This is a genomic window from Brevibacterium yomogidense (assembly GCF_016107685.1).
In the GTDB taxonomy this organism is placed as follows: Bacteria; Actinomycetota; Actinomycetes; order Actinomycetales; family Brevibacteriaceae; genus Brevibacterium; species Brevibacterium yomogidense.
In genome coordinates this window covers 265,005-289,341 of record NZ_JABASY010000002.1, presented here as the reverse complement: position 1 = coordinate 289,341, position 24,337 = coordinate 265,005, and the positions used below count along the sequence as shown (strand labels likewise).

Here is a 24,337-nt window from a genome sequence, read left to right as displayed (position 1 = left end):
GCGTCTTTTTCGCGCTTTCGCGATAAAGATTCAGGCGCGTGCCCGCTTCGCCCGGACACCCACGAAGATTCCGCGCAGGATGAGCGGGATGAGCAGTGCGACCGCCGCCATGGCCGCGCCGATCGCCCCGCGACGGACGTCGGGCGGAACGGGCAGGAGGGTCACCAGCAGACCGGCGTTCAGGACGATGAAGCGGGTCAGGAGGAGGCGGGCGAATTCCGCGTCGACCGCCATGCGGATGGCGGGACCGCCGCCCAGCACGGTCGGGATGAGCTGCGAGAGCGCGCCGGTGAGCAGCTGGAGGGCGAACCCGAGGACGGCGACGGTGGTGATCGGCAGATAGCCGCCTGCGACACCACCCCACGATTCCGCGGTCGCCACGTGGAGTGGGAGGCTCACGAGCAGGACGAGACCCCACGCGAGCGCGCCGGTCGCGAAAAGCGCGGGGGCACGACGGGGCGGTGCGGCCCGGAGGGGCCCGATGAGGCCTCGGCCCCACCAGAGGACTCCGGCCAGGTGCACGACCATGCCCGCGACGGCGAGGCCGCGCAGACCCACGAGTGCGCCCACGATGATGAGCCCCAGCCCGGTGAGGACCACCGGGAGCGCCTGGTGGGCGAGTCCGGCTGCGCGGGGGTCGACACGGGTGCGCAGCATCGTCGGCCAGAACGTCACGAGCGTCCCCATGACCGTGAGGCCCAGCCACCCCACCAGCATCGTGAGGGTGTGGGCGATGAGCAGACGGCCGAACAGGTCACTGGCGGGCCATCGGGCCAGCAGCACCCCGAACACCGCCCCCACGGGCAGGCAGACGGCGGCGGCGAGGTAGTAGCGGACGGTGACCGCGAACCTGCTGGGCAGGGCGACGCGCAGCCGTCTGGCCATCGCGACGCCGTGCCAGGCGACGGCGGCCCCGACGATGACAGCGCCCACGACGACGAGGGACCACAGCCCTGACGGGACGCCGACGACGACGCAGGCGACCCCCACCACCAGTACCGCGAGGCGGACCGTCTGATGTGCCGCCGGATCCACTGACTCCGGGGTCTTGAGCAGCGCTTGGGCGAAGAAGGTGCTCCACACCAGCACCGCGTGGGTCATCGCGCCCAGGAGCGCCAGGTGCACCATCACCCACGTGGACTCCCGCAGGACCGGCTGGATGAAGGCAGCGACGACCGCCAGCAGCAGCCAGACGACGACGGGGAAGTCGCGCAGGGGCGACGCGCCGCGGCGCGGGCGGGGCGGGCGCGGAGGCCCCACCGGCAGCCTCCCCGGGGAACTGTTCATGAAACCCACTGTAGGAGACTCCTCCCCACCGATGGTCCGGCATTCGGCTGTCCCACCATGAGGTGCTGAGCTTGAATCCCAGCGGCTGATCAGGTTTCCATGAGACCACGAGCACATGACAGCGATCCCCGTTCAGGGGGCCGCGCAGACGCAGACTCCTCAGGACGGAAGGGACACGATGGCAGACGCCACCCCGTTCAGCGCTTACCTGGCCGGCACTCCGACGGAACAGGCCGGACACCTCGCTCGCGTCGCAGACCTGGCACGCGAGCATCCGGACAACCCGATCGGCCTCACCCTGATCCTCGAGCAGCTGGAGACGATGTCGGCGGAGGAGCCGCTCGCCGTCAGCAGGGCCTGACCCACTCCGACCCACCCCGTCCCACTCCGACCCGCTCCGAGCCACGCAACCATCCGAGAGGAGGGCTCATGCGCGACGACCGGAGACCCGACCGGGACGATGACCCCGAGTCCCGCAGGGAACGGAAATGGATCCCCACGTGGTGGGCACAGGACGGCCACAACTACATGCCGCGGTTCGGCTGGACATGGGTCGTCCTCGTCCTCGTCGGGATCGCGATCGTCGTGATCAGCTCCCTCCTCTAGAGAGGATCCGAGGAGTACGCCTCAGTCGGCCTGAGCGACGGTTCAGTCGGCGTACGTGACGACGAAAAGGCCCCCTCACCTGTTTTCGCAGGTGAGGGGGCCTTTCGTGTCGTGTCGGGATGACAGGATTTGAACCTGCGACCCTCTGCTCCCAAAGCAGATGCGCTACCAAGCTGCGCTACATCCCGTGACGTCGTCATCCTAGCCCAGGTGGGGAGCCTTCTGCACCACGGCCCACGCCAGCGAGTCGCCCGCACTGCCGACCGGCGTCGTTTTGCGCGGCCGGACGGATTCGTCTAGTGTTGTGCCCTGTTCGGGGATGTAGCTCAATGGTAGAGCCTCAGTCTTCCAAACTGATGGTGCGGGTTCGATTCCCGTCATCCCCTCCGACACGGAAGCCGCTGGTGCCAGCGGCTTCCGTCATTCACGAACCGGCCTCGCGAGGCTCCCTGCGCCTCCGGGATCGTAGGCTGAGTGCATGGACGCCGCCGCCTCTCGGGAGAACACACCGTCTCCTGTCCTCGGTCCGCCCGTACCGCTGCCCACCGTGAGCACGGGTGGTCTTGCCGCCGCACTCGTCGCCGCCGCAGCGGTGCTCCTCTTCGGCCTCCTCACCCCGTGGGGCTACGTGCCCCTCCTCGCGGGCGTGGGGCTGGGCCTCCTCGCGTCGCGTCCGCTGGGTCGGGACCTCGGGCTCATCGCCCTGGGGCTCGCCATCGTGGACACGATCTCCGTCGCGGCGGATATCTCGTGGCCCCATTTCTTCCTCATGGGCGCCGTGCTGAGCGCTGCGGTCGTCGTGCCGTACGCTCTCCACCGCACAGTGCTGCGCGATGACGCGATCCGCTATCCGCGCCGTCGCGGACAGCCCTGGTCTGTGTTGGAGTGGGGGTGGCTGGTCTTCGTCCTCCTCGCCGCCTGGTTCATCCTGCCGCGGTACTTCATCCACTCCGGCGCCTACCTCAACTGGCCCGCCGTGGAATCCCCCAGTGAGATCGGGCGGCTCTTCATCGGCGTGAACGCGGTGGGGATCTGGGACGAGCTGTTCTTCATCTGCATGATCTTCACCCTTCTGCGGCGCCACTTCCCGTTCTGGACGGCGAACGTCCTCACGTCGGTCATCTTCGTGAGCTTCCTGTGGGAGCTGGGCTACCGGTCCTGGGGGCCGCTGCTCACGATCCCGTTCGCACTCGTCCAGGCCGTCGTCTTCACGAAGTCGCGCTCCCTTCCGTACACGATCACGGTCCACCTGCTCTTCGACTTCATCGTGTTCTGCTCGATCGTCCACGCGCACCATCCTCAGTGGCTGCCGTTCTTCTGGTACTGACAGTCATGTCCGAAATCCGCTAGCCGGGCCCGCCGGCCCATGCTTGACTGGAGGTATGAAGACGACAGCGCGGGACACGGCGCGCACCTCGGCGGTCACCGTCGCGCCCACCGCACCCGTGTGCGCGGAGGGCGATGCGGGGTTCGCGGAGCGCTACCGGGCGATCAGTGCGCGTGACGCCCGCTTCGACGGCCAGTTCGTCACCGGGGTCACATCGACGGGCATCTACTGCCGGCCGTCCTGCCCGGCGCTCACGCCGAAGCCGGGCAACGTCGTCTTCCTCCTCACCTCAGCCGCCGCGCACGAGGCGGGCTTCCGCGCGTGCCGCCGCTGCCTCCCGGGGGCAGTCCCCGGCACGCCCGCCTGGAACCTCCGCAGCGACGTTGCCGCGCGGACGATGCGGCTCATCGGCGACGGCGTCGTGGACCGGGAGGGTGTCGCCGGACTCGCGAGGCAGCTGGGCTTCACACCGCGACACCTCACCCGCCTCCTCACGGCTGAGCTGGGCGCAGGGCCCCTCGCCCTGGCCCGCGCCCACCGCGCACAGACGGCCCGCACCCTGGCGACGGCGACGGACCTGCCGCTGGCCGACATCGCCTTCGCCGCCGGATTCGGCTCCATCCGGCAGTTCAACGACACGATCCGTGCGGTCTTCGACATCACGCCCGGGGAGCTGCGTGCACGCCGCAGGCGGCCCCGGGGCGCCACGCCCTCCCAGTCCACGCAGTCTGACCAGCCCGCCGCGCCAGATCAGCCCACAGCAGCGTCGTCCGTCCGCCTGTCCGTGGACCTGCCGGTGCGGGAGCCGTTCGATGCGCCGGGGACCTTCGGCTTCCTCGCGGTCCGCGCCATCCCGGGAGTCGAGGTCGCGGACCTCACCGACCCCGCGCAGCTCCGCTATGCACGCACCCTGTCCCTGCCGCACGGGCCCGCCGTCGCCGAGGTCGTCGCCACCGCCCAGCCCGCACCACCCCACGCTCGTTGGACGGTGCGTGCGCATCTCGCCGTCACGTCGCTGGCGGACGTCCCCACAGTGATCAGCCGTCTGCGGCGGATGCTCGACCTCGACGCGGATCCGACCGCCGCAGACGCCGTCCTGGCCGAGGATCCGCTGCTGGCTCCCCTGGTCTCCGCGGTACCGGGGGTGCGCGTCCCCGGTGCCGTCGATCCGCACGAACTCGTCGTGCGCGCCGTGATCGGGCAGCAGATCTCCGTCGCAGCCGCCCGCACGCATCTGGGCAGGCTCGCCTCCCACGCGGGGACTCCCGTCGACACCGCGGCGCCCGGTCTCACAACCCTCTTCCCGACGCCTGCGCAGATCGCCGAGGCCGTCCTCCCCGTCCCCGCGGAGACGCCCCTGGACCCTGCCCGCCCGCTGCGGCTGCCACGACGGTCGCTCGCGACGATCCACTCCCTCGCCACTGCCCTGTCGGATGGCACGCTCACCCTCCACGTCGGCATGGAAGCCGCTGAGATGCGTTCGGCACTCGTCACCCGGCCGGGGATCGGCCCGTGGACCGCCGCATACGTCACGATGCGCATGTTGGGCGATCCCGACGTCTGGCTGCCCGGCGACGCCGCACTCGCAGCCGCCAGCCGCTCCCTGCGGTTCACGGATGACCTCGACGAGCGCTCCGCCCGCTGGTCCCCGTGGCGCTCCTACGCCGTCGTCCGGCTGTGGCGCACCAACGCCGACCCCGGACCTTCGGCCCCCTCGCCCACGGCTCCCCCACGAAAGGACTCGCGATGAACTCGCGCAGCGCGCTCGCCACCACGATCGACACCCCGGACGGCCCGTTCACCGCCGTCGTGTCCGATCACTCCGTGCTCGCCTCCGGTTGGACGGCCGACCCGGATGCCCTCGTCGCCCTCGTCCACCCCTCGCTGCGGCCGACGGCCATCACGACAGGCGCGGCAGGGTCGACCGACGGGATGCAAGCCGTCGCCGCCTCCGCCGCCGAGGCCGTCCGCGGCTACTACGCAGGTGACCTCGCCGCCCCGGCCCGGGTCCCCGTGGTCCAGCAGTCCGGTGAGTTCCGCACGCACGCGTGGGACGTCCTGCGGGAGGTACCCGCCGGGTCGGTCCTCACGTACACCGAGTACGCCGAGGCCGCCGGCCGGCCCGCAGCCGTCCGCGCCGCAGCAGGGGCGTGCGCTCTCAACGCCGCGGCGCTCTTCGTCCCGTGCCACAGGATCGTCCGCACGGACGGCTCACTGGGAGGCTTCCGCTACGGGTTGGACATCAAGCTGAGCCTGCTCACGCGGGAGGGCGCGTAAGTCCGCTCCCGCGCGAGCCCACGGCACGCGCCTCCCGCTCAGCGTCCTTCGTAGTCCCCGATCTGGCGGATCCGACGCGTGTGGCGATCGTCGCCGCTGTACGGGGTCGCGATGAAGGCGTCGACGATCGCGAGCGCCTCCTCCTCTTCGTGCTGGCGTGCGCCCACAGACACGAGCCACGCGTCGTTGTGCTCACGGGCGAGCTTCGCGATGTCCGTGTTCCACGCCAGGGCGCAACGGGCCCCTTTCACCTTGTTCGCCGCGATCTGCTCGCCGTTGCCGGACCCGCCGATGACGACTCCCAGTGCGTCGGTGCCGGTGCCGCGGGCGGCGACCACGGCCTCGGCGGCGGCGATGCAGAACGACGGGTAGTCGTCCAGCGCGTCGTACTCCAGCGCCCCGTGGTCGACGACGTCGTGTCCTGCGGCTGTGAGGTGCTCCTTGAGCGCCTCCTTGAAGTCGTATCCGGCGTGGTCGGTGCCCAGGTGGATCTCCATGGCGGTCCTTTCGGTCAGGGGGTCAGGCGAGGTGGTGAGTGAGGATGGTGAGTGAGGGTCGGCCGACACCGGTAGGGCACAGCCTCGGTCAGTCGAAGATCGGACCGGTCGTGCGGGTGCGCTTGAGCTCGTAGAAGCCGGGGATGCTCGCGGCGGCGTACACGCCGTCGTACAGGCGACCGGCGTCCTCGCCCTTGGGCGCGGGCGAGATGACGGGACCGAAGAACGCCACATCGCCGACCGCGACGACCGGGGTGCCCACGTCCTCACCGACCTTCGAGATCCCCTCGTGGTGGGACTCGCGCAGCTGCGCGTCGTACGCGTCAGAATCCGCGGCCTCGAGCAGGCTCGCCGGAAGACCGACCTCGTCGAGCGCCTCCGCGACCGCCTTCATCCAGTCCTTCTCCTCGCCGGGGTGGATACGGGTGCCGATCGCGGTGTAGAGGTCACGGAGGACGCTCTCGCCGTGCTCCACGCGCGCCGCTGTGATGACACGCGCGGGCTTGATCGCCTCCGCCATCGACTCCCTGTAATCGTCCGGCAGGTCCTCGTTGCCCTCATTGAGGACGGAGAGGCTCATCTGGTGGAAGACCACCTCGACGTCACGAACCTTCTCCACCTCGAGCGCCCAGCGCGACGTCATCCACGCCCACGGGCAGATCGGGTCGAACCAGAAATCCAGAGTCTCAGCGGCCACAGTCCCCTCCCAGAGGATCGATCGATTGCTTGTCCCTCCAGCCTACGCGTGCCCACCGCGCATGGCTCCTTGCATGACAGAATGAGTGCGACACGGACACAGTTGCAGCCGTCGACCGGAGGACCGAATGCCCCAGCACAATCTCACCCGCGCAGAAGCACGCGACCGCGCGGCGTCTCTGAATGTGCGCTCCTACGATGTCACCCTCGTCCTCGACGGGAAGGGGCCGACCTTCCGCTCCGTCACGACGGTGGCGTTCTCCTCCGCCACCCGCGACGGGACGTTCATCGACGCGATCTGCGACCGGGTCGACCGGCTCGTCCTCAACGGCGAGGAGCTGGAGCCGGAGCAGTTCGTCACGGATGGCAGGATCACCCTGTCGCACCTGGCGGAGGACAACGTCCTCACCGTCGACGGCCAGTTCTCCTACATGAACACCGGCGAGGGGATGCACCGCTTCCTCGACCCGGTCGACGGCGAGACCTACCTCTACACCCAGTTCGAGGTGCCAGACGCCCGCCGCGTCTTCGCGGTGTTCGAGCAGCCGGACCTCAAGGCGTCCTTCACGTTCACCGTCTTGGCACCGTCGCACTGGACTGTCGTGAGCAACTCCCCCACGCCCCACGCGGACGAAGCCGGGCAGCACTCGCTCACCCAGGGGCTGGGCATCGACGGGACCGGACTGTCCGTGTGGCAGTTCGCGCCCACGGCCCGGATCTCGAGCTACATCACCGCCATCATCGCCGGACCGTATTCGTCGGTCCACTCCTCCCTCACGAGTGCGGACGGCGCCGAGGTGCCACTGGGCGTCTACTGCCGCGCCTCCCTGGCCGAGCACCTCGACGCGGAGCGCCTCTTCGCGCTCACCCGCGCCGGCTTCTCCTTCTTCGAATCGCAGTTCGGGGTGCCCTACCCGTTCGAGAAGTACGACCAGCTGTTCGTCCCGGAGTTCAACGCGGGCGCGATGGAGAACGCGGGGGCCGTCACGTTCCTCGAGAACTACGTCTTCCGCTCCCGCCCCACCCGCGCGATGGTCGAACGGCGTGCCGTGACGATCCTCCACGAGCTGGCCCACATGTGGTTCGGCAACCTCGTGACGATGCGCTGGTGGAACGACCTGTGGCTGAATGAGTCGTTCGCGGAGTTCATGTCGACGCTCGCCGCGGCGGAGGCCACCGAGTTCACGGACGCCTGGACCACGTTCGCCACGCTGGAGAAGTCGTGGGCCTACCGGCAGGACCAGCTGCCGTCGACCCATCCGATCGTCGCGCAGATCGAGGACCTCGAGGACGTCGAGGTGAACTTCGACGGCATCACCTACGCGAAGGGTGCCGCGGTCCTGGGTGCGCTCGTCGCCTACGTGGGGCGTGACGAGTTCTTCACGGGGCTGCGCAGCTACTTCCACGAGCACGCGTGGGCGAACACGGAGCTGAGCGACCTGCTCCGCCCCCTGGAGGAGGCGTCCGGCCGCGACCTCCGTGCATGGTCGCAGCTGTGGCTCGAGGAGTCCGGGGTCAACATCATCCGAGCTCTGCCCGTCCGCGACGCCGCCGGGTCTCTCACGTCACTCACCCTCACGCAGGAGCCGCACGTCATCCCCGGGCAGCCCGTCCCCAGCCTCCGCCCCCACCGCGTGGGCGTCGGCTTCTACCGTCTGGGCGAAGACGGCCGGTTCGTCCGGCTGGCGTCCGTGGACACGGACCTGGACGGCGAGGCCGTCGACGTCCCGCTGCCGGAAGGAGCCTCCGCCGCCGAGGTCGTCGTCCCCAACCACAGCGACCTCACCTACGCGAAGATCCGGTTGGACGAGGGCTCGCTCGAGCAGGTGCTCGCCCACATCGGCGGCTTCGACGATTCGCTCACCCAGCTGGTCGTCCTGTCCTCGATCTGGGACATGGTGCGCGATGGTGAGCTCGCGGCCGCCCACTACGTCGAACTGCTCCACGACCACCTGCCGGCGATCACGCACTCCTCCGGCCTGCTCGTCCAGCTGCGCCAGCTGACCACGGCACTCGACTGCTACGTGCCGCACACGCGGCGGAAAGCGCTGCGCACCCGCATCGCCGACCGGCTGTGGGAGCTGTGCGTCGGTGCGGACACCGTTCCGGCAGGGTCGGACCAGCAGCTGCAGCTCTTCCAGGCGTTCTGCCGCCACGCCTCGGCCGATTCCCACTGGGACCGGCTCGAGGAGGTGCTGTCCGCTCACGAGACCGGCGCGCCGGCCGTTCCGGGCCTGACCGTCGACACGGACCTCGCGTGGACCGTCGTCACCGCGCTCGCCGCCGGCGGACGCTGGTCCGCCGCACAGATCGCCGAACATCTGCGCACCGACGACACCGCCGCCGGACAGCGCGCAGCGGCCGCGGCGACCGCGGCCCGATCCACGTCGGAAGCGAAGACCCGGGCGTTCCTGGACCTCGTGGACGACCGCTCGCTGCCCAACGCGATGATCGGTGCGATCACCCAGGGCTTCGCCCGCGGCATCGAGCACGACGATGGGACTCTGATCGCCGCCGAATCCCCACTCACCGACTTCTCCCGTGAGTACTTCGACAGAGTCACCGGGTGGTGGGAATCACGCACGCTCGAGATCGCGCAGTCCCTCACCCTCGGGCTCTACCCACCGGCGTCGGAACGCACCGCCCGGGCGACGGAGACGTGGATCGAGACGCACCCCAAGGCGCCCAAGGGACTCCTGCGACTCATGCGGGAGAACCTCGACACGACACTGCGCGCACTCCGCGCACAGACAGTCGGGATGGGCGATGGAGCGTCTCCTCAGACACCGGAGGATTCTTGAGTGCGTCGTCCAGGAACCGGAGTTAGCCTCGGGTCCGTATGCTTGCATCACCTCTCCTCCACACCATTCCGTCGCTGCTGACCGGGAACGCCCTGAGCATCCTGGCCTCCACGCAGACGGACACCGCCACGGAACCGGCTGAGAGCGCCGCCCCGACGGACGCGGCGACGACCCCGCCCTCACCGAGCGCCTCGCCGGTGACCGTCGACGACGTGCAGCGCAGTGTCGAGAAGTCCGCGTCCTCCGGTCTGGAATTCCTCACCGGACCCGGACTCCGCATCGCCTTCATCGTCGTCGTCGCGATCATCATCACGTTCGTGGCGCGCCGGCTCATCCACCGCTTCGCCCAGTCGATCGCCGACGGCCACACGAAGCGCGGTCGCCGCTCCTCCTCCAGCAGCAGCCGCGCACATTCGGGCGCCGCGGACGCTGCGGCCCGCACCCGGCGCGCGCAGCGCTCCACGACCGTCGGATCGCTCCTGAAATCCATCGCGGTCATCATCATCTGGGTCCTCACGACGCTCATGATCCTGCAGGAGCTGGGATTCGACCTCGCCCCGCTGCTCGCGTCGGCCGGCATCGCGGGCATCGCGCTGGGCTTCGGGGCTCAGACTCTCGTGAAGGACTACCTCGCAGGCTTCTTCATCGTCATCGAGGACCAGTACGGGATCGGCGACGTCATCGACGTGGGCGAAGCGATCGGCACTGTCGAAGAGGTGGGGCTGCGCACCACGAAGGTCCGCAGCCTGGACGGCACCCTGTGGCACGTGCGCAACGGCGAGATCCTGCGGGTGGGCAACTTCTCCCAGGGCTTCGGCAACGCTCTGCTCGACCTCCCGTTCCCGTACGACGCGGACGAGGACACCGTCACGACGATCATCAACGATTCCGCGGACGCACTGCGGGCGTTCCCGGAGTACGACGACGCGATGCTCGAGACACCCACCATCATGGGGGTGCAGGAGATCTCCGGCGAGGCCGTCACAATCCGTGTGACGATCAAGACGAAGCCCGGCGAGCAGTTCGGGGTGGGGCGCGCGTTCCGCGGCGAGTTCAAGCAGCACATGGCCGCGCACGGCCTGTCGGTACCGTGGAGCCAGGCCGTCATCCGGACGATGCCTGAACCGTCGGCCGCCACCGCCACACGCAAGGCGGCCGAACGTGCCGCTGACACCGCCGATACCTCCGAGGAGTCCACCACATGACCGCGTCCCGCCCCCTCATCCCTGTCGGCAGACCGTCGAGCGTCTTCGACTCCGTCGGCGGACACGAGACATTCACCGCTCTCGTCGACGCGTTCTACGACGGCGTCGCCCAGGACGAAGAGCTCATCGCGATGTATCCCGAAGGGCTCGAGCTGGACGGCGCGAAATGGCGCCTGCAGGCCTTCCTCGAGCAGTACTTCGGGGGACCCACCACGTACTCCGAGCAGCGCGGTCACCCGCGCCTGCGCATGCGGCACGCACCGTTCCCCGTCACCTTCGACGCGCGCGACCGCTGGCTCACCCACATGCGCGCAGCACTGGACGCCGTCGCGCTGCCGCCCATGTACGACGAACTCATGTGGGACTACTTCCAGCGCGCCGCCACCGCGATGGTGAACACCGGAGACGGCGACCGTCAGCCGCCCGGCCCCCTCCTCTGAGGGCTCGTCCCACTGAGGGGCCTCCTCATCGGATGAGGACGTGACCCGCCGGCAGGCTCAGGCGGGTCCACACGCCGCAGCGCAGGACGTGCGCCGCCCCTGTGGCGGGGAGGAAACCCAGCGTGTAGAGGCCGAAAGCGGCACCGGCCGGGATCGGCTGGGAATGCTCGACGTCCGACGACGCCGGGATGAACCCCACCTCGAGTGCCGTGCGGGACCAGACCTGCCGCCTCAGCGCGTCCACCGCATGGGACCCCGCGTTCTCCGGTGTCCCCTTCGCCACCTCTTCGATCCCCGCTTCCGCCACGCCCCGCAGCGAATCGGCGCTCACGGTGCCCAGCGGCTCCCAGGGGCCCCTCGGAGGTGAGATGCCGGTCCACGGGACCCGCACCTCGGCGGGAGGGACGGAGACCCCCGGGGCGGTCCCGTCACCCTCCCCCACGGTGTCCGCACCCGAGTGCTGCGCATCAGCGCTGAGATCGGACAGCACGTCGAACGGCTTCTGCTCTGCATCGATCCGGGCGAAGCGGTCCAGCAGCGCCCGGGCTTCGACGACGACGTCCAGGCCGTCCATCGACAGGTTTCTAAGCCGCAGCATGCGCATCCCCAGCACCAGCGGCATGCTGTCGCTCAGCCCCTGCGGGTGCAGGGGTGCGACGGTGAGCACGAGGACGTCCTTGGTCACGGCCAGACGGATCGCCGCATCCGCGTCGGTGTGGAGGGCGCGCGCGACGAATGTGCGCCAATCCGTGAGGGCCGACCTCTCCGCCGGAATCAGCATCCCGTCAGACATGGCGCAGCCTCACGGGTGCGGACACCGCGGCCTCGATCTCCGCGCGCTCGTCGTCGCGGATGCGCCGGGCCCGCCCGGTGGCGGAGTCGACGAAGACCACCTCCGTCTCCGCAACCGTGTACGCCGCGGCGCCGTCGGGCTCCGCGATGACGTAGCCCACCGTCATCGACGCGGGAGACACCCCGGACACCACGCAGTCGACGGCGAGGGGGCCCTCCCGGTACGGGATGGGCGTGCGGTATTCGATGCGGTGCGAGAGCACCAGGAGATCCGTGTCCGCGCTCGCACGGCCCAGCACGTCCGGCAGGCCGTCGCCCAGGACTGTACGACCCGCGCCCGGCACCACCACGTTCGGTGCGTCCCGCGCAGCCGTGGGTGACCCGAACACGCGGACGCGGGCCTCTTCGAGTACCCGCAGCTGCGTCACGTTGTTCACGTGGCCGTACGCGTCCATGTCACCCCAGCGCAGCTCGATGAGCACCCGGGTGAACGCACCGGGGATGAGGGGGTTCGTGAGTGGCGCAGACGTCTGATCCATAGGCTCCATCCTGCCATCCGCGCCGCTCACATGACGCACCGCGACACAGAGCGGTCGTCCTGAACGCACGATCAGTACCGGAGGTAGGATCGGTCACTGCACAGGATTGGCCAGCGGCCTGGCCGCGAGGAGGGGAACGTGGACGTAGACGCGAACATCGACGAACTGCAGCGGGTGCTGGACCTGCGCCGGCTCGACACGCCGGGGGTCGGTGGCGAAGAGCACAATTTCCAGGGATGGAACCAGCCCAAGCCGGGCGACCGGCTGTTCGGCGGGCAGGTGCTGTCGCAGTGCGTCATCGCCACATCCGCGACCGTGGCCGATGACCGGCCGATCCACTCCTTCCACGGATACTTCCTGCGGGCCGGCTCCGTCTTCTCCGACCTCACGTTCGGTGTCGACGTCCTGCGGGACGGTGGGTCGTTCTCCGCCCGTCGCGTGCAGGCCTACCAGGACGGCCAGCCGATCTTCACGGGTATGGCGTCGTTCCAGCGCGACGAGGACGGCCTCGACTACCAGGACACGATGCCCGAAGACGTGCCGCCGCCGGAAGAACTGCCCTCCCTCACGGAGCAGCTGGCGGGGATCGACCATCCCCTGCTCAAGGGGTGGGTGTTCAAGCGCCCCTTCGAGATCCGACCCGTCGAACCGGCCATCCAGGCGACGTTCCAGGGTGAGCGCAAGGCCAGCGAGATGTTCTGGGTCAAGACGGTCGCCCCGTTCGGCCACGACCGCGTGCGCAATGCCGCTGCGCTGGCGTACGTGTCGGACTACAACCTCCTCGAACCGACACTGCGCGTCCACGGCATCCCCTGGTACACGCCGGAGCTGCGGATGGCGAGCCTCGACCACTCGATGTGGTGGCATTCCGCGTTCGACTTCGACGACTGGCTGCTGTTCGACCTCACGGGACCGAGGTCCAACAACGGCCGCGCCCTGGGGACCGCACGTGTGCACGCGCGCGACGGACGGCTCGTCGCCCACGCGACCCAGCAGGGCATGGTCCGCCTCAAACGCAGCTGAGCACGTCTGGCCGAATGACGGAAGGGGCTCCCCCTGGGGAGCCCCTTCCGTCATTCGGCGGTGCGCACGTGCTGTGCGCCGCGCCTGTGTGAGATCAGTCGCGCGTGAGGCGGCGGTGCGTCATCCGGTGAGGACGTGCGGCGTCCTCACCCAGGCGCTCCACCTTGTTCTTCTCGTACGAGTCGAAGTTGCCCTCGAACCAGTACCAGGCCGCCGGGTTCTCCTCCGTGCCCTCCCACGCGAGGATGTGCGTGGCGACACGGTCCAGGAACCACCGGTCGTGCGACACGACCACGGCGCAGCCGGGGAATTCGAGCAGCGCGTTCTCCAGCGATCCCAGCGTCTCGACGTCCAGGTCGTTCGTCGGCTCATCGAGGAGCAGCAGGTTGCCGCCCTGCTTGAGGGTGAGCGCCAGGTTGAGGCGGTTGCGCTCACCGCCGGACAGCACGCCGGCCTTCTTCTGCTGGTCCGGCCCCTTGAAGCCGAACGCGGACACGTAGGCGCGCGACGGCATCTCGACGTTGCCCACCTGGATGAAGTCGAGTCCGTCGGAGACGACGTCCCACAGCGACTTCTCCGGGTCGATGCCGCCACGCGACTGATCGACGTAGGAGATCTTGACGGAGTCGCCGATCTTGAGTTCGCCGCCGTCCAGCTGCTCCATGCCGACGATCGTCTTGAAGAGCGTCGACTTGCCGACACCGTTCGGTCCGATGACACCCACGATGCCGTTCGGGGGAAGCGAGAACGACAGGCCGTCGATCAGCTTGCGCCCGTCGAAGCCCTTCTGCAGGTTGTCCGCTTCGATGACCAGATTGCCCAGGCGGGGGCCCGGCGGGATCTGGATCTCTTCGAAGTCCAGCTTCCTGGTCTTCTCCGCTTCTGCGGCCATCTCCTCGTAGCGGGCGAGGCGGGCCTTCGACTTCGTCTGCCGTGCCTTCGCGTTCGACCGGACCCACTCGAGCTCCTCCTTGAGGCGCTTCTGCAGCTTCTGGTCCTTCTTGCCGGCGACCTGGAGACGCTCCTGCTTCTTCTCCAGGTACGTCGAGTAGTTGCCTTCGTAGGGGTAGAGGTGACCGCGGTCGACCTCTGCGATCCATTCCGCGACGTGGTCCAGGAAGTACCTATCGTGGGTGATCGCGATGACGGCGCCGGGGTAGCTGGACAGGTGCTGCTCCAGCCAGAGGACGGATTCAGCGTCCAGGTGGTTGGTGGGCTCATCGAGGAGCAGGAGGTCCGGCTTCTCGAGGAGCAGCTTGCACAGTGCCACACGGCGGCGCTCACCACCGGACAGGTGGGTCACCGCTTCATCGCCGGGAGGGCAGCGCAGTGCGTCCATCGCCTGTTCGAGCTGCGAGTCGAGGTCCCACGCGTCGGCGTTGTCGATCGCTTCCTGGAGCTTGCCCATCTCTCCCATGAGCGCATCGAAGTCCGCGTCCGGGTTCGACATCTCCTCAGAGATCTCGTTGAACCGGTCGAGCTTGCCCTTGATGTCGCTCACGGCTTCTTCGACGTTCCCGCGGACGGTCTTCTCCTCGTTGAGAGGAGGCTCCTGCAGGAGGATGCCGACCGAGTAGCCGGGGCTCAGCCGTGCTTCGCCGTTCGACGGGTGTTCGAGACCCGCCATGATCTTGAGGATGGTGGATTTGCCGGCGCCGTTGGGGCCGACCATGCCGATCTTCGCTCCGGGATAGAACGACATCGACACATCGTCGAGGATGACTTTGTCACCGTGCGCTTTGCGCGCCTTGTGCATGGTGTAAATGAACTCTGCCATAGTGTCTCCCAGCCTATAGCGCAGGCTGGCCTACGACCATTCCACCGGAGGCGTCCCCCGTCACCTTCGATGACTGCGGCAGTCAGTTGCCGCCGAGGCCCGCGTCACCGGGTTCGTCACCGGCGCCGCCCCCTTCACCGCCGGAACCGCCCGAATCACCGCCGTCTCCCGCACCACCGGGTCCGTCGTCGCCGGAACCTCCGCCACCGTCCTCCGACGGTCGGGAGAAGTCCTCTCCGGGGATGTGCCCGGCACCGTTGTCCTCGGCACCGTCCTCACGCGGCTCCCCGCTGGGCTCCGCGGCTCCCTCCGGACGGTCGACACCGCCGTACAGGCAGGTGCCGGTCGACTCCGAGGGCGGCATGAGGTGTGCCATCACGTCGCCTTCACGGATCTCACCGACGATGCAGCCTTCGTCCACCAGCACCGCGAACATCTTCGAGGACACCCCGGTGGACAGCGGGGTGTCGTCCTGCGTCGCCTCGAGCTGGTCCGCTTCGTAGCCCGCGTCCATGAGCGTGTCGAAGAGCTCTTCGGACGTCGGCAGGGATTCCGCGTCGCCCAGCAGGGGTTCCAGGACAGCCGTGACGTCATCGACGATCGCGGGCTCCTCGGATTCCACGACCGTCGGTTCGGACGGCTCCTTGTCCAGGAACGAGCACCCGGTCAGGAGCACTGCGACAGACCCCGTGAGGGCTGCGAGTCGACGGGTCGCGACGGGTCGACGGGGCACTGTGACCATGCGGGTCCTTCCGGTGAGCGGTTTCGCGCGTCCCACTCTAGCGGGGCACACCCGCCGCCACGACTCGCGGCTCCCAGCACGCGACGCGGTCACGAAGCTCCTCACACACGTGGGTGCTCCGCCGGCCGCACGGGACCGCCCCGCCGCGTCAGAAGGGCGCCTCGGCAGGTTCTTTCGTCGCCGCACCTTCGTCCGCGTCCGATCCGGACGCTTCCCCGTCCAGATCGGCCGTCGACGTGCTCTCGGTGCTGTCCGTCTCCTCCGCTGGCGGAGGCACGGTTGCGGACTCGGAGAAGCCGCCGCCGGACGCGGTGCCGCGAGCTTCGGCCGGAGCACCCAGCTTTCCCCATGCGCCATTCCGCCTGTCCGCTCCGCTCGTCCCCGACCCGTCGCCGGCCTCGGGGTCCGGTGTGTCAGGGATGAGCGCACTCGACCTCATGTACTTCGACACCCCGAACAGCAGATTGGGTCCCACGACGTCCGCGATGATCGTCCCACTGGTCCCGGTCCGTCCGTCCTTCTCCCAGTCGCGCATCCGCAGCTCGCCCACCACGATGATGCTGTCCCCCTTGCGCACGGAGAACGCGAGGTTCCGTGCAAGAGCCCCGTATGCGCTCACATCGAACCAGCTCACTCCCCGGTTGACGACCTCCCCTGTCGCACCGTTGAAGTAGTCGTGATTCACTGCGATGCGCACGTTCGCCCACGAGCGGCCGTCGTCGAATGCTCCCGATCGCGGATCCTGGCCGGCTGTTCCGATGAAGACGTTCGTGATCTTCATGTCACTCCCCTTCCACGCACTGGATGGGGCTCTCCCACCCACGTGATGGATCCGAGTCCATTCCGAGGGCGGAGACCGTTCAACGGGCCGGCGAGCGCTGTGGAAACGACTGCGGTGCGCACACAGACCGTGTGCGCACCGCAGTGCCGACGCGTCCTCCCGCTGTGACGCGGGGAGAGGATCAGTGGGCTGCCGTCAGCGCAGACCGTCGTGGATGCGCCGGTGTTCTTCGACGACCGCGGTGATCGGGTCGAGGAAGGCGCTCTCCGCCGTCGATCTCACGGCTTCGTGCAGGCGTTCGGTGATGGTGCCCGCCGCATCGACGGCGCCCTTCTGCCGCTTGCTCGACGCCCACGCGGAGACCACGAAGGAACCGATGACTCCCCCGATCAGGAGGACAGCCGGTGCGATCCACAGGACGGGGTTCGGGTCGAACCCCACTCCCACGATCGCGAGGATCTGCACGACCAGCCAGGTGAGGCCCAAGCAGGTCGCGACGAAGAACAGTACCTGGAGGATGCCCGCCAGCGTCCACCAGCCCGGCTGGGGCCTGGGGACGTCGACCGCCGTGATCGCACGGTCCAGGTTCTCCGACAGCGCTTCCGCGCTGGCGCGCTCCTCCTTCGCGACCCGGTTCCGCCAGACGGACGGCATGCCGGACACGGCGGAGTCGACGAGGTCGTGGGCGGCCAGGCTCACTCGGGCCCTCTGCGCACGGGTGACCTCCGGTGCGCCCGCACGGACCAGGTCGTCACGATCCGCACCGTGCTTCGCGCCCAGCGGATCCGCCTTCGAACGCTGCATCCAGGCGAACACGGGATACGCAGTGCGCTTGTATGCGCGGCGCAGGTAGTCGTCGTGGACGGTCTGGGCGATCGCATCGACGCCCGCGGCGTCCGTCATCGCACCGACCAGTTCCTGTGCACCCTGGATATCCGCGATCCCGTGGGGCGGCTCGCCGATCTCCTCGAGGACACGTGCGTTCGCCGTCCGCACGTCGGCCAGCAGGCGCTCCGTCACCGCCTGCTTCGCTGCGATCGTCTCCGACAGGATGTCGCGCAGTCCCGGCACGCCTTCACGAGTGACAGCGGAGGCGGGGCGGACACGGGCGTCGACGAGTCCGTCGGCGGCCAGGAGGGAGGCGAAGTGATCGACCGCAGCCGGACGATCGTCCGAGGCGATCCGATCGATCTGATTGAGGACGAAGACCATCGCAGTGCTGTGCTCCGCGAACGCGGCGAGATAGCCCGTGTGCAGGGAGTAGTCGGCGTATTTCTGCGGGTCGACCACCCAGAAGACGACGTCGACCAGACCGACCATGCGGTCCGATTCCACGCGATGCTCCACTGCGGTCGAATCATGGTCGGGAAGGTCGATGAGGATGAGCCCGTGCAGCGCGGACTGGTCGTCGCCGTCCAGCGCCGATTCCCGCCAGGAGCGGTTCTCGACCGGCACCTCCAGCCAGTCGAGGATCTCCTCGCCGCCCGTGCCCCACACGCACGCGGTCGGCTTCGACGTGGTGGGGCGGCGCACCCCAACCCGGGCGATCTCCAGACCTGCGACCGCGTTGAAGAGCGACGATTTTCCGGACCCCGTCGAACCGGCGAACGCGACGACGGTGTGGTCCTCCCCCAGTCGCATGCGTTCGTCGACGCGCGCCAGGAGCTCACGGGCATCGGTGACCACCTCGGGGCGAAGGGTGTCCTCCCCGTGATCCAGCGCGTAGCGCAGTCCGTCGGTGAGCCGTGAGAGTTCCACGTGCGCCGGATCCGCGTGCGCCGCGGGGGACGCAGGTGTCGACACGTCAGTCATCCCAGTGCCTCCTCAAGTCTGTGGCCGCTCGACCGCAGGGTGCCCGCCTGCCGGGGCGGCACCTCGGCGGCGGTGAGCGCTGCATCGAACGGGGTGCGGCAGGACAGGACGAGCGACTGCGCCGAATCGAGGAGGCGCGTGCGCACCTCCGCGGCGAGGTCGCGGGTCACCTGGTCCCCGAAGATCGTGTCGAGGAGCTTTCCGGCGACGACGGCGGTGGTCCCCGCGATCCCCACCTCCGCCCCGGTCAGCCCGCCGGTCCCGGCGAAAGCGGCGAGCATGAGGACAGCGCCGACCCCGTTGACACCGAACGACAGGATGCGCGCCTTCGCCCGCTTCGACTGGCCCACATCGCGGACCAGCTCGTTCACTCCGGCCGACCATTCGGCGACCATCCGGCCCACACGGGAATCGAAGTCCGCCGGGACTCGGAAGGCTGCCGCACCGTCCTGCCCGGCGATGAGAGCGGAGCCCGCAGGAGTGTCCTCCCACCGCATGCGCGACTGCGCCACCGCCTGCACGGCCTGTTCTCGGATGAGGAAGGCGACGCTCTGCTCGATCGCGACTTCGAGGGGTTCGGCCGTGTCGCGGCGACCGGTGACCGCCGCGGTGAAGCGGTCGCGCAGACGTGCGACCGTCGGCTCCAGGCCCCGGAAGAACTGTCCGGCGCCCACGAAGTCCTGCCAGCGGGCCAGCACCTCGCCCCGCAGCACGCGACCATCGGCGAGGGATGCGTCGAGTTCCTTCACACCGGCGTCGAACGCCTCATCGACCGCTGCGCTCAGACGTGCGTGCTGGTCCTCCTGGTCCGCGACCTGAGCGGCGAGCTCCTCCACCCGCGGTGGCACGGAGGCCAAAGCACCCACGAGCGTCTTCTCGACGACCCGGGACCGCGCCTTCTCGCTGCGCCCCAGGTTGAGGATCCACGAGGTGAGGGTGAACACGGCGGCCTCCGGAAGCAGACCGTCCTGAAGCGTGACTTCGGGAACCGTGAAGACCGGGGAGGAACCCAGGCCCGCCCCGCTCAGCAGCTCCGTGAGGTGACGGCGCACCTCGCGGTTCGCCTCCCCCGGCACCCGGTCGAGGACGAGCGCCACCGTCGTGCCACGGGCCTGCGCTTCGGTCAGCAGCGCCCACGGGACGGCATCCGCATAGCGGGCGGCGGTCGTGACGAAGAGCCAGAGGTCCGCCGCGGCGAGCAGCTGGCGGGCGATGCGACGGTTCGATTCCATGACCGAATCGATGTCCGGCGAATCGAGGAGAGCGAGGCCGGGCGGGATCGAGTCGTCCGCCACGAGCCGCAGCTGGGGCTTGTCGAGCCGCGTCTCCTCACGCGTCACCCGAGCGAACCCCGGCAGGACACGGTCGGACTGGAAATGCTGTTCGTCGTCGGGGTGGTGCACGAGAACAGGAGACCGGGTGGTGGGCCGCAGCACGCCGGATTCCGTGACGGACTTCCGCAGGATCGAGTTCACGAGCGTCGACTTGCCGGCACCCGTCGAACCGCCGATGACGACCAGCAGTGGAGCGTCCGGGTTCTCCACGCGGGGCAGCAAGTAGTCCTCGAGCTGGTCCGACAGCGACCGCTGCAGAGCCCGGGCATCGAGCGCATCCGGAGTCTCCAGCGGAAGGCGAACTTCCTGAACGCGTCGCAGCAGCTCCGCCAGAGCGGGAGCGGCACCTGCGCCGACGGATTGAGTCAAAGGGCGGGCATCCACACGGCAATCATCGTCTTCCACGCGCCCAACCTCCACTCACCACGCCGTGAACCTGCGCTTTAGCTGGGAGCTGTTGTCACGACCCTGCGACGCGCACCGCGCCTGTTCGCGAGCCGCAGCCGAACGAGACCGCGGGTCGACAGAAGAGGGTGGAGAAGGTGTCGGCGCCCCCAGCAGGACTCGAACCTGCAACCTACGGATTAGAAGGCCGTTGCTCTATCCATTGAGCTATGGGGGCATGCCGCTGGGACGCGGCCACGAAGCATCTTACCGTCGCAGACGCCTCGGGCACACTCCGGCCGGTGATCGGTCGGAGTGTGCCCGAGGAGGACATGAGTGCCGGTCGGACAGCCGCCGACCGGCACTCACGCGGAGCTCACGCTCGTGTCAGTCGTCAGCGCGGTCGATGGCCTGCTCGAGCCGTTCGAGCTTGCCGTCGAGTTCCCCAGTGCGGCCGGGTCGGATATCGGCCTTGATCACCAGGGAGACGCGGGGACCGAAGGGGGCCACCGCCTCGGTCGCGGCCTTCACGACGGCGAACACCTCGTCCCACTCCCCTTCGATCGTGGTGAACATCGCGTCCGTGCGGTGCGGCAGGCCGGATTCGCGCACGACGGCGACGGCGGCCGCGACCGCGTCGTGGACACCGCCGTCACCTGCGGTGTCGGCGCCGCCTGACGGTGCGACTGAGAATGCGAGCAGCATGGTTCACTCCTTCGGAACGTTGATGATGAGCGCGTCGCCCTGACCGCCCCCACCGCAGAGCGCGGCGACTCCGGAGCCGCCGCCGCGGCTCTTGAGCTCGAGCGCCAGGTCCAGGACGATCCGCGCGCCCGAGGCCCCGATCGGGTGACCCAGCGCGATCGCACCGCCGTTGACGTTGACCTTATCCGGGTCGATCCCCAGATCAGCAGTCGCCGCCAGGCCCACTGCGGCGAAGGCCTCGTTGAGCTCGTACAGGTCGAAGGAATCCGCAGCGACCCCCGCACGCTCGGCCGCAGCTCGGATCGCCTGCGACGGCTGGTGCTGGAGCGACGAATCGGGGCCCGCGGTCCAGCCGTGTGCACCGATCTCACAGAGGATGGGCAGACCCAGCTCCTCCGCCTTCGCCTTCGACATGACGACGACCGCGACGGCGCCGTCGGAGATCTGCGAGGCGTTGCCCGCCGTGATCGTCCCGTCCTTGCGGAACGCCGGGCGCAGCTTCCCCATCGATTCCGGCGTGGTGTCCGCACGAACGCCTTCATCGGTCTCGACAGTGACCTCTCCCTTGCGGGTCTTGAGCGTCACCGGCGTGATCTCGTCGGCGAAGCGGCCGGCCTCCTGGGCTGCAGCTGCGCGCTGGTGGGAGGTCGCGGCGAACTCGTCCTGCTGCGCGCGTGTGAACGAGCGCTTCGGGTCGTCCTCGTCGTTCGCGGCCTCCGTCAGTCCGCCCATCGCCTGATCCGTGAAGGCGTCCCACAGTCCGTCGTAGTCCATGTGGTCGCGGACCTGGACGGTGCCGTACTTGTACCCGGCGCGCGACTTCTCCAGCATGTGCGGGGCGTTGGTCATCGACTCCTGGCCACCGGCCACGACGACGTCGTACTCACCCGCGCGCACCAGCATGGCCGCCTGCGTGATCGCGTTGATCCCGGACAGGCAGAGCTTGTTGATCGTGATCCCGGGGACGGACATCGGGATGCCCGCCTTCACCGCGGCCTGACGTGCAGGACCCTGCCCCAGTCCAGCCTGCAGCACCTGTCCCATGATCACGTGCTCGACCTGGTCGGGGCTCACACCCGCACGGTCCAGTGCGCCGCGGATGGCCTCCGCTCCCAGGTCCACGGCGGTCAGCGAGCCAAGCGCCCCTGACATCTTGCCGAACGGCGTACGCGACCCCGCGACAATGACGGCTTCAGTCATAACTCCTCCTCAAGAATCTGCAGTGCACCTCCGCATGAGGCCCAGCACGCGACGAATGTGTCCAGCATCTGTGTCCTGCATCGCACGTCGCCCCCAGCCTATCGAAAGCCCCTGCCGCAGAGGACAGGAAGGGGTTCCTCGGACGCATTCTCACCTCGTCGGCTCCGGGCCGGTCCCCGTGCTCACGGCGGGCCGAACCCGGTGCTCCCTCCGGGCCGATTCCCGTACTCTCCTGGCGCCGGCCGGCTGCTGGCACGCGCACTGGATACGGGCCGGCCGGCATCCGCACCTCAGAGGACACTGGGACAGTCGTCTCAGACACCGCTGCGACTCCCCCGCGTCCACCCGCTGGCACTAGACTGGTGAGCGAAGTGCGGCCCGACGGTCGTCCGTCGGGATCGACCGGTGACATCCGTCGTCGCCGCACGTCCTACAGCACCACACAGCACGACCTGAAGAGGATGGGAGCCTCAGTGACGCCTCCAGAAGAGTTCCGCACGGCGATGCGCGGGTACGAGAAGAGTGAAGTCGATACGCGCATCGGGCAACTCAAGAAGGAGATCGACTCCCTCCGCAAGGCCCTCAAGGATGCCCGCAGTCAGGTGATCAGTGCGGATCGCGCCAAGCTGCAGGTCGCCGGCGAACTGTCGGAGGCCAAGCAGCAGCTGAAGAAGGCCGCGAGCAGCCAGCCGGATACGGACGGCGCACCCGGCACGCGCATCGACCACCTCCTCAAGATCGCGGAGTCGCAGGCACGGGAGACCCTCGCACAGGCGACCGCGGACGCGGAGACGATCCGGAACAAGGCGCGGGCGGACGCGGCGGGCCAGCGCGCGCGCATGCGGACCGAATCCGACGACACACTGAGCGGCGCACGCTCCGAGGCGGAGGCGATCACCTCCTCGGCGGAGCTGCGCGCGTCGGAGACGATCACGGCGGCGGACAAGAAGGCCAAGGAGACACTGGACTCCGCTGAGCGCGAGGCGGAGCGGCTGCGGTCGACCGCAGCGGCGGAGGCATCGGACTCGCGTGAGGCCCTCACCCGTGAGCTCGCCACGCAGCGTGCGGACGCGGACGAAGAGGTGGCCCGTCTCCGCAGTGAGGCGAAGGCCGAAGCCGAATCGATCCGGACGAAGGCGCAGGAGGAGGCCGACGAACTCCGCACGAGCGCGAAGGAGAAGGCCGACGCCGTCCTCGCCGACGCGAAGGCGCGCGAAGACGAGGCGCGGAAGGCCTCCGAAGCCCTGGAGCTGGAGCTCGCGACGAAGAGGAGCGAGTTCGAGAAGGCGGAGAAGGACCGCTTCGAGACGTCGAAGGCGGAGAACGACCGCCTCATGAAGGAAGCACGGGAGCGTGCGGAGAAGGCGGAGGCGGACGCGAAGTCCGCATCGGAGCGAGCGGAGAGCACGCGCACGGAGGCCGTCGAGCAGGCCGACACGATCATCGCCGACGGCAAGAAGCGCGCGCAGACGCTCATCAGCGAGGCCCGTGCCACGGCGGAAGCCACGATCGAGGAGTCGCAGGCGGAGTCCCGCCGCAACATCCAGTCCGCGCAGTCCCAGGTCGACCTGCTCACGAAGCAGCGGAAGACGATCGCGGCGCAGCTCGATCAGCTCCGCTCGATGTTCGCCACCCCCGGTCTGCTCCCCACCACCGACGCCCAGAAGGAGCCCAGCCCGGAACGTGTGGCCGCCGGCGCGGTCCCGACGGAGAAGATCGGCGACGAGGACGAACTCGAAGCGCTCCGTGCGGAGGCGGGCGCCGGCTCCGCGGACACTGAGAAGGACCAGGACTCAGCAGAGACGGCCGAGGCCGCAGACACCGACCCGGACGCGGTCGTCACCGAGCCGGAGACCGAGGACCCCGCTCCCGAGGCCGCGGACGACGCAGCCGACCAGGACGAGGACGAGGACGGCGATACGGACGACTCAGCCGGTGAGGGTGCGAAGAAGACCGGTTCCTCCGCAGCCGGGAGCCGACCGGCATCCGGCAAGCCCGGTTCCGGACCCGGCGGCAACGCGCCCGGTACCGGGCGCGGACGCGGAGGCGCGCAGAACCTGCGTGGTCGTACACAGCCGAACAACCGTCTGCGCTGATCCGGGTCGGCGCTGA

At 69.0% G+C, this 24,337-nt stretch carries 22 protein-coding genes and 3 tRNA genes; 11 read left to right on the top strand and 14 right to left on the bottom strand.

Features of this window, described 5'->3' with window-relative positions; genetic code table 11:
- Nucleotides 1-30: 30 nt before the first annotated feature.
- Nucleotides 31-1,287 carry a hypothetical protein gene (locus JFC09_RS05655; RefSeq protein ID WP_198393032.1) on the bottom strand — a complete coding sequence of 419 codons (1,257 nt, stop codon included), beginning with the start codon at nucleotides 1,285-1,287 and terminating at the stop codon, nucleotides 31-33.
- Between the two features lie 115 nt (nucleotides 1,288-1,402).
- On the opposite strand from JFC09_RS05655, the gene JFC09_RS05650 reads away from it, so the two are divergent.
- Both JFC09_RS05650 and JFC09_RS05645 read left to right on the top strand, forming a co-directional pair.
- Complete coding sequence (locus JFC09_RS05650; protein WP_198393031.1) at nucleotides 1,403-1,648, top strand: hypothetical protein; 246 nt, start codon at nucleotides 1,403-1,405, stop codon at nucleotides 1,646-1,648.
- A gap of 68 nt (nucleotides 1,649-1,716) precedes the next feature.
- Nucleotides 1,717-1,893 carry a hypothetical protein gene (locus tag JFC09_RS05645; protein ID WP_198393030.1) on the top strand — a complete coding sequence of 59 codons (177 nt, stop codon included), beginning with the start codon at nucleotides 1,717-1,719 and terminating at the stop codon, nucleotides 1,891-1,893.
- A 114-nt stretch (nucleotides 1,894-2,007) separates the two neighbouring features.
- Here the strand turns inward: JFC09_RS05645 and JFC09_RS05640 are convergent.
- A tRNA-Pro gene (locus tag JFC09_RS05640) sits at nucleotides 2,008-2,081 on the bottom strand.
- A 127-nt stretch (nucleotides 2,082-2,208) separates the two neighbouring features.
- Between JFC09_RS05640 and JFC09_RS05635 the strand changes: the two genes are divergently transcribed.
- The 4 genes from JFC09_RS05635 (at nucleotide 2,209) to JFC09_RS05620 (ending at nucleotide 5,497) form a co-directional block, all read left to right on the top strand.
- Nucleotides 2,209-2,279: transfer RNA gene (locus JFC09_RS05635), tRNA-Gly, on the top strand.
- A gap of 92 nt (nucleotides 2,280-2,371) precedes the next feature.
- Nucleotides 2,372-3,220: a type II CAAX endopeptidase family protein gene (locus JFC09_RS05630; protein ID WP_232483205.1), complete on the top strand. Its 849-nt coding sequence runs from the start codon at nucleotides 2,372-2,374 to the stop codon at nucleotides 3,218-3,220.
- 55 nt (nucleotides 3,221-3,275) lie between these two features.
- Nucleotides 3,276-4,970, top strand: a complete 1,695-nt coding sequence (locus JFC09_RS05625; protein WP_198393029.1) for an AlkA N-terminal domain-containing protein — start codon at nucleotides 3,276-3,278, stop codon at nucleotides 4,968-4,970.
- Nucleotides 4,967-5,497, top strand: a complete 531-nt coding sequence (locus tag JFC09_RS05620) for a methylated-DNA--[protein]-cysteine S-methyltransferase (RefSeq protein WP_198393028.1) — start codon at nucleotides 4,967-4,969, stop codon at nucleotides 5,495-5,497. Before JFC09_RS05625 ends, JFC09_RS05620 begins: the two co-directional genes overlap by 4 nt.
- Nucleotides 5,498-5,535: 38 nt before the next feature.
- Here the strand turns inward: JFC09_RS05620 and JFC09_RS05615 are convergent, their stop codons facing one another.
- A complete protein-coding gene (locus JFC09_RS05615) occupies nucleotides 5,536-5,994 on the bottom strand; it encodes a ribose-5-phosphate isomerase (protein ID WP_198393027.1) in 459 nt (152 codons plus the stop codon).
- An 88-nt stretch (nucleotides 5,995-6,082) separates the two neighbouring features.
- Nucleotides 6,083-6,691, bottom strand: a complete 609-nt coding sequence (locus JFC09_RS05610) for a mycothiol-dependent nitroreductase Rv2466c family protein (protein ID WP_198393026.1) — start codon at nucleotides 6,689-6,691, stop codon at nucleotides 6,083-6,085.
- 127 nt (nucleotides 6,692-6,818) lie between these two features.
- On the opposite strand from JFC09_RS05610, the gene pepN reads away from it, so the two are divergent.
- The 3 genes from pepN to JFC09_RS05595 are packed head-to-tail and all read left to right on the top strand — an operon-like array spanning nucleotide 6,819 to nucleotide 11,136.
- Complete coding sequence (gene pepN / locus JFC09_RS05605) at nucleotides 6,819-9,491, top strand: aminopeptidase N (protein ID WP_198393025.1); 2,673 nt, start codon at nucleotides 6,819-6,821, stop codon at nucleotides 9,489-9,491.
- Nucleotides 9,492-9,529: 38 nt separating this feature from the next.
- Nucleotides 9,530-10,696 (top strand): mechanosensitive ion channel family protein, encoded by a 1,167-nt coding sequence (locus JFC09_RS05600; RefSeq protein WP_198393024.1) that lies wholly within the window; start codon nucleotides 9,530-9,532, stop codon nucleotides 10,694-10,696.
- Complete coding sequence (locus JFC09_RS05595; protein ID WP_198393023.1) at nucleotides 10,693-11,136, top strand: globin; 444 nt, start codon at nucleotides 10,693-10,695, stop codon at nucleotides 11,134-11,136. The genes JFC09_RS05600 and JFC09_RS05595 overlap by 4 nt, the downstream gene beginning before the upstream one ends.
- 25 nt (nucleotides 11,137-11,161) lie before the next feature.
- Here JFC09_RS05595 and JFC09_RS05590 read toward each other — a convergent pair whose 3' ends face one another.
- On the bottom strand, nucleotides 11,162-11,929 hold the full coding sequence (locus tag JFC09_RS05590) for a hypothetical protein (protein WP_198393022.1): 768 nt from the start codon (nucleotides 11,927-11,929) through the stop codon (nucleotides 11,162-11,164).
- Nucleotides 11,922-12,467: an acyl-CoA thioesterase gene (locus JFC09_RS05585; RefSeq protein WP_198393021.1), complete on the bottom strand. Its 546-nt coding sequence runs from the start codon at nucleotides 12,465-12,467 to the stop codon at nucleotides 11,922-11,924. Before JFC09_RS05585 ends, JFC09_RS05590 begins: the two co-directional genes overlap by 8 nt.
- 138 nt (nucleotides 12,468-12,605) lie before the next feature.
- On the opposite strand from JFC09_RS05585, the gene JFC09_RS05580 reads away from it, so the two are divergent.
- Nucleotides 12,606-13,490 carry an acyl-CoA thioesterase gene (locus tag JFC09_RS05580; RefSeq protein ID WP_198393020.1) on the top strand — a complete coding sequence of 295 codons (885 nt, stop codon included), beginning with the start codon at nucleotides 12,606-12,608 and terminating at the stop codon, nucleotides 13,488-13,490.
- A gap of 94 nt (nucleotides 13,491-13,584) precedes the next feature.
- Here JFC09_RS05580 and ettA read toward each other — a convergent pair whose 3' ends face one another.
- From ettA to JFC09_RS05540, 8 genes are all read right to left on the bottom strand, one after another.
- Nucleotides 13,585-15,267, bottom strand: a complete 1,683-nt coding sequence (gene ettA, locus JFC09_RS05575) for an energy-dependent translational throttle protein EttA (protein WP_198393019.1) — start codon at nucleotides 15,265-15,267, stop codon at nucleotides 13,585-13,587.
- Between the two features lie 82 nt (nucleotides 15,268-15,349).
- On the bottom strand, nucleotides 15,350-16,009 hold the full coding sequence (locus tag JFC09_RS05570) for a DUF6993 domain-containing protein (RefSeq protein WP_198393018.1): 660 nt from the start codon (nucleotides 16,007-16,009) through the stop codon (nucleotides 15,350-15,352).
- 148 nt (nucleotides 16,010-16,157) lie between these two features.
- Nucleotides 16,158-16,790, bottom strand: a complete 633-nt coding sequence (locus JFC09_RS05565; protein WP_198393017.1) for a single-stranded DNA-binding protein — start codon at nucleotides 16,788-16,790, stop codon at nucleotides 16,158-16,160.
- Nucleotides 16,791-16,985: 195 nt separating this feature from the next.
- The gene (locus tag JFC09_RS05560) at nucleotides 16,986-18,602 is read right to left on the bottom strand and encodes a GTPase (protein ID WP_198393016.1); all 1,617 of its coding nucleotides are present in this window, start codon (nucleotides 18,600-18,602) and stop codon (nucleotides 16,986-16,988) included.
- Entirely contained in the window at nucleotides 18,599-20,305 is a 1,707-nt protein-coding gene (locus JFC09_RS05555) for a dynamin family protein (RefSeq protein WP_198393015.1), read from the bottom strand. The genes JFC09_RS05560 and JFC09_RS05555 overlap by 4 nt, the downstream gene beginning before the upstream one ends.
- A 180-nt stretch (nucleotides 20,306-20,485) precedes the next feature.
- Nucleotides 20,486-20,558, bottom strand: a tRNA-Arg gene (locus tag JFC09_RS05550).
- A gap of 149 nt (nucleotides 20,559-20,707) precedes the next feature.
- Complete coding sequence (locus JFC09_RS05545) at nucleotides 20,708-21,025, bottom strand: thiamine-binding protein (RefSeq protein ID WP_198393014.1); 318 nt, start codon at nucleotides 21,023-21,025, stop codon at nucleotides 20,708-20,710.
- A gap of 3 nt (nucleotides 21,026-21,028) precedes the next feature.
- Nucleotides 21,029-22,225: an acetyl-CoA C-acetyltransferase gene (locus JFC09_RS05540; RefSeq protein ID WP_198393013.1), complete on the bottom strand. Its 1,197-nt coding sequence runs from the start codon at nucleotides 22,223-22,225 to the stop codon at nucleotides 21,029-21,031.
- Nucleotides 22,226-22,698: 473 nt separating this feature from the next.
- Here JFC09_RS05540 and JFC09_RS05535 point away from each other — a divergent pair, with 473 nt between their 5' ends.
- The gene (locus tag JFC09_RS05535; RefSeq protein ID WP_198393012.1) at nucleotides 22,699-24,321 is read left to right on the top strand and encodes a cell division protein; all 1,623 of its coding nucleotides are present in this window, start codon (nucleotides 22,699-22,701) and stop codon (nucleotides 24,319-24,321) included.
- The last annotated feature ends 16 nt before the right edge of the window (nucleotides 24,322-24,337 follow it).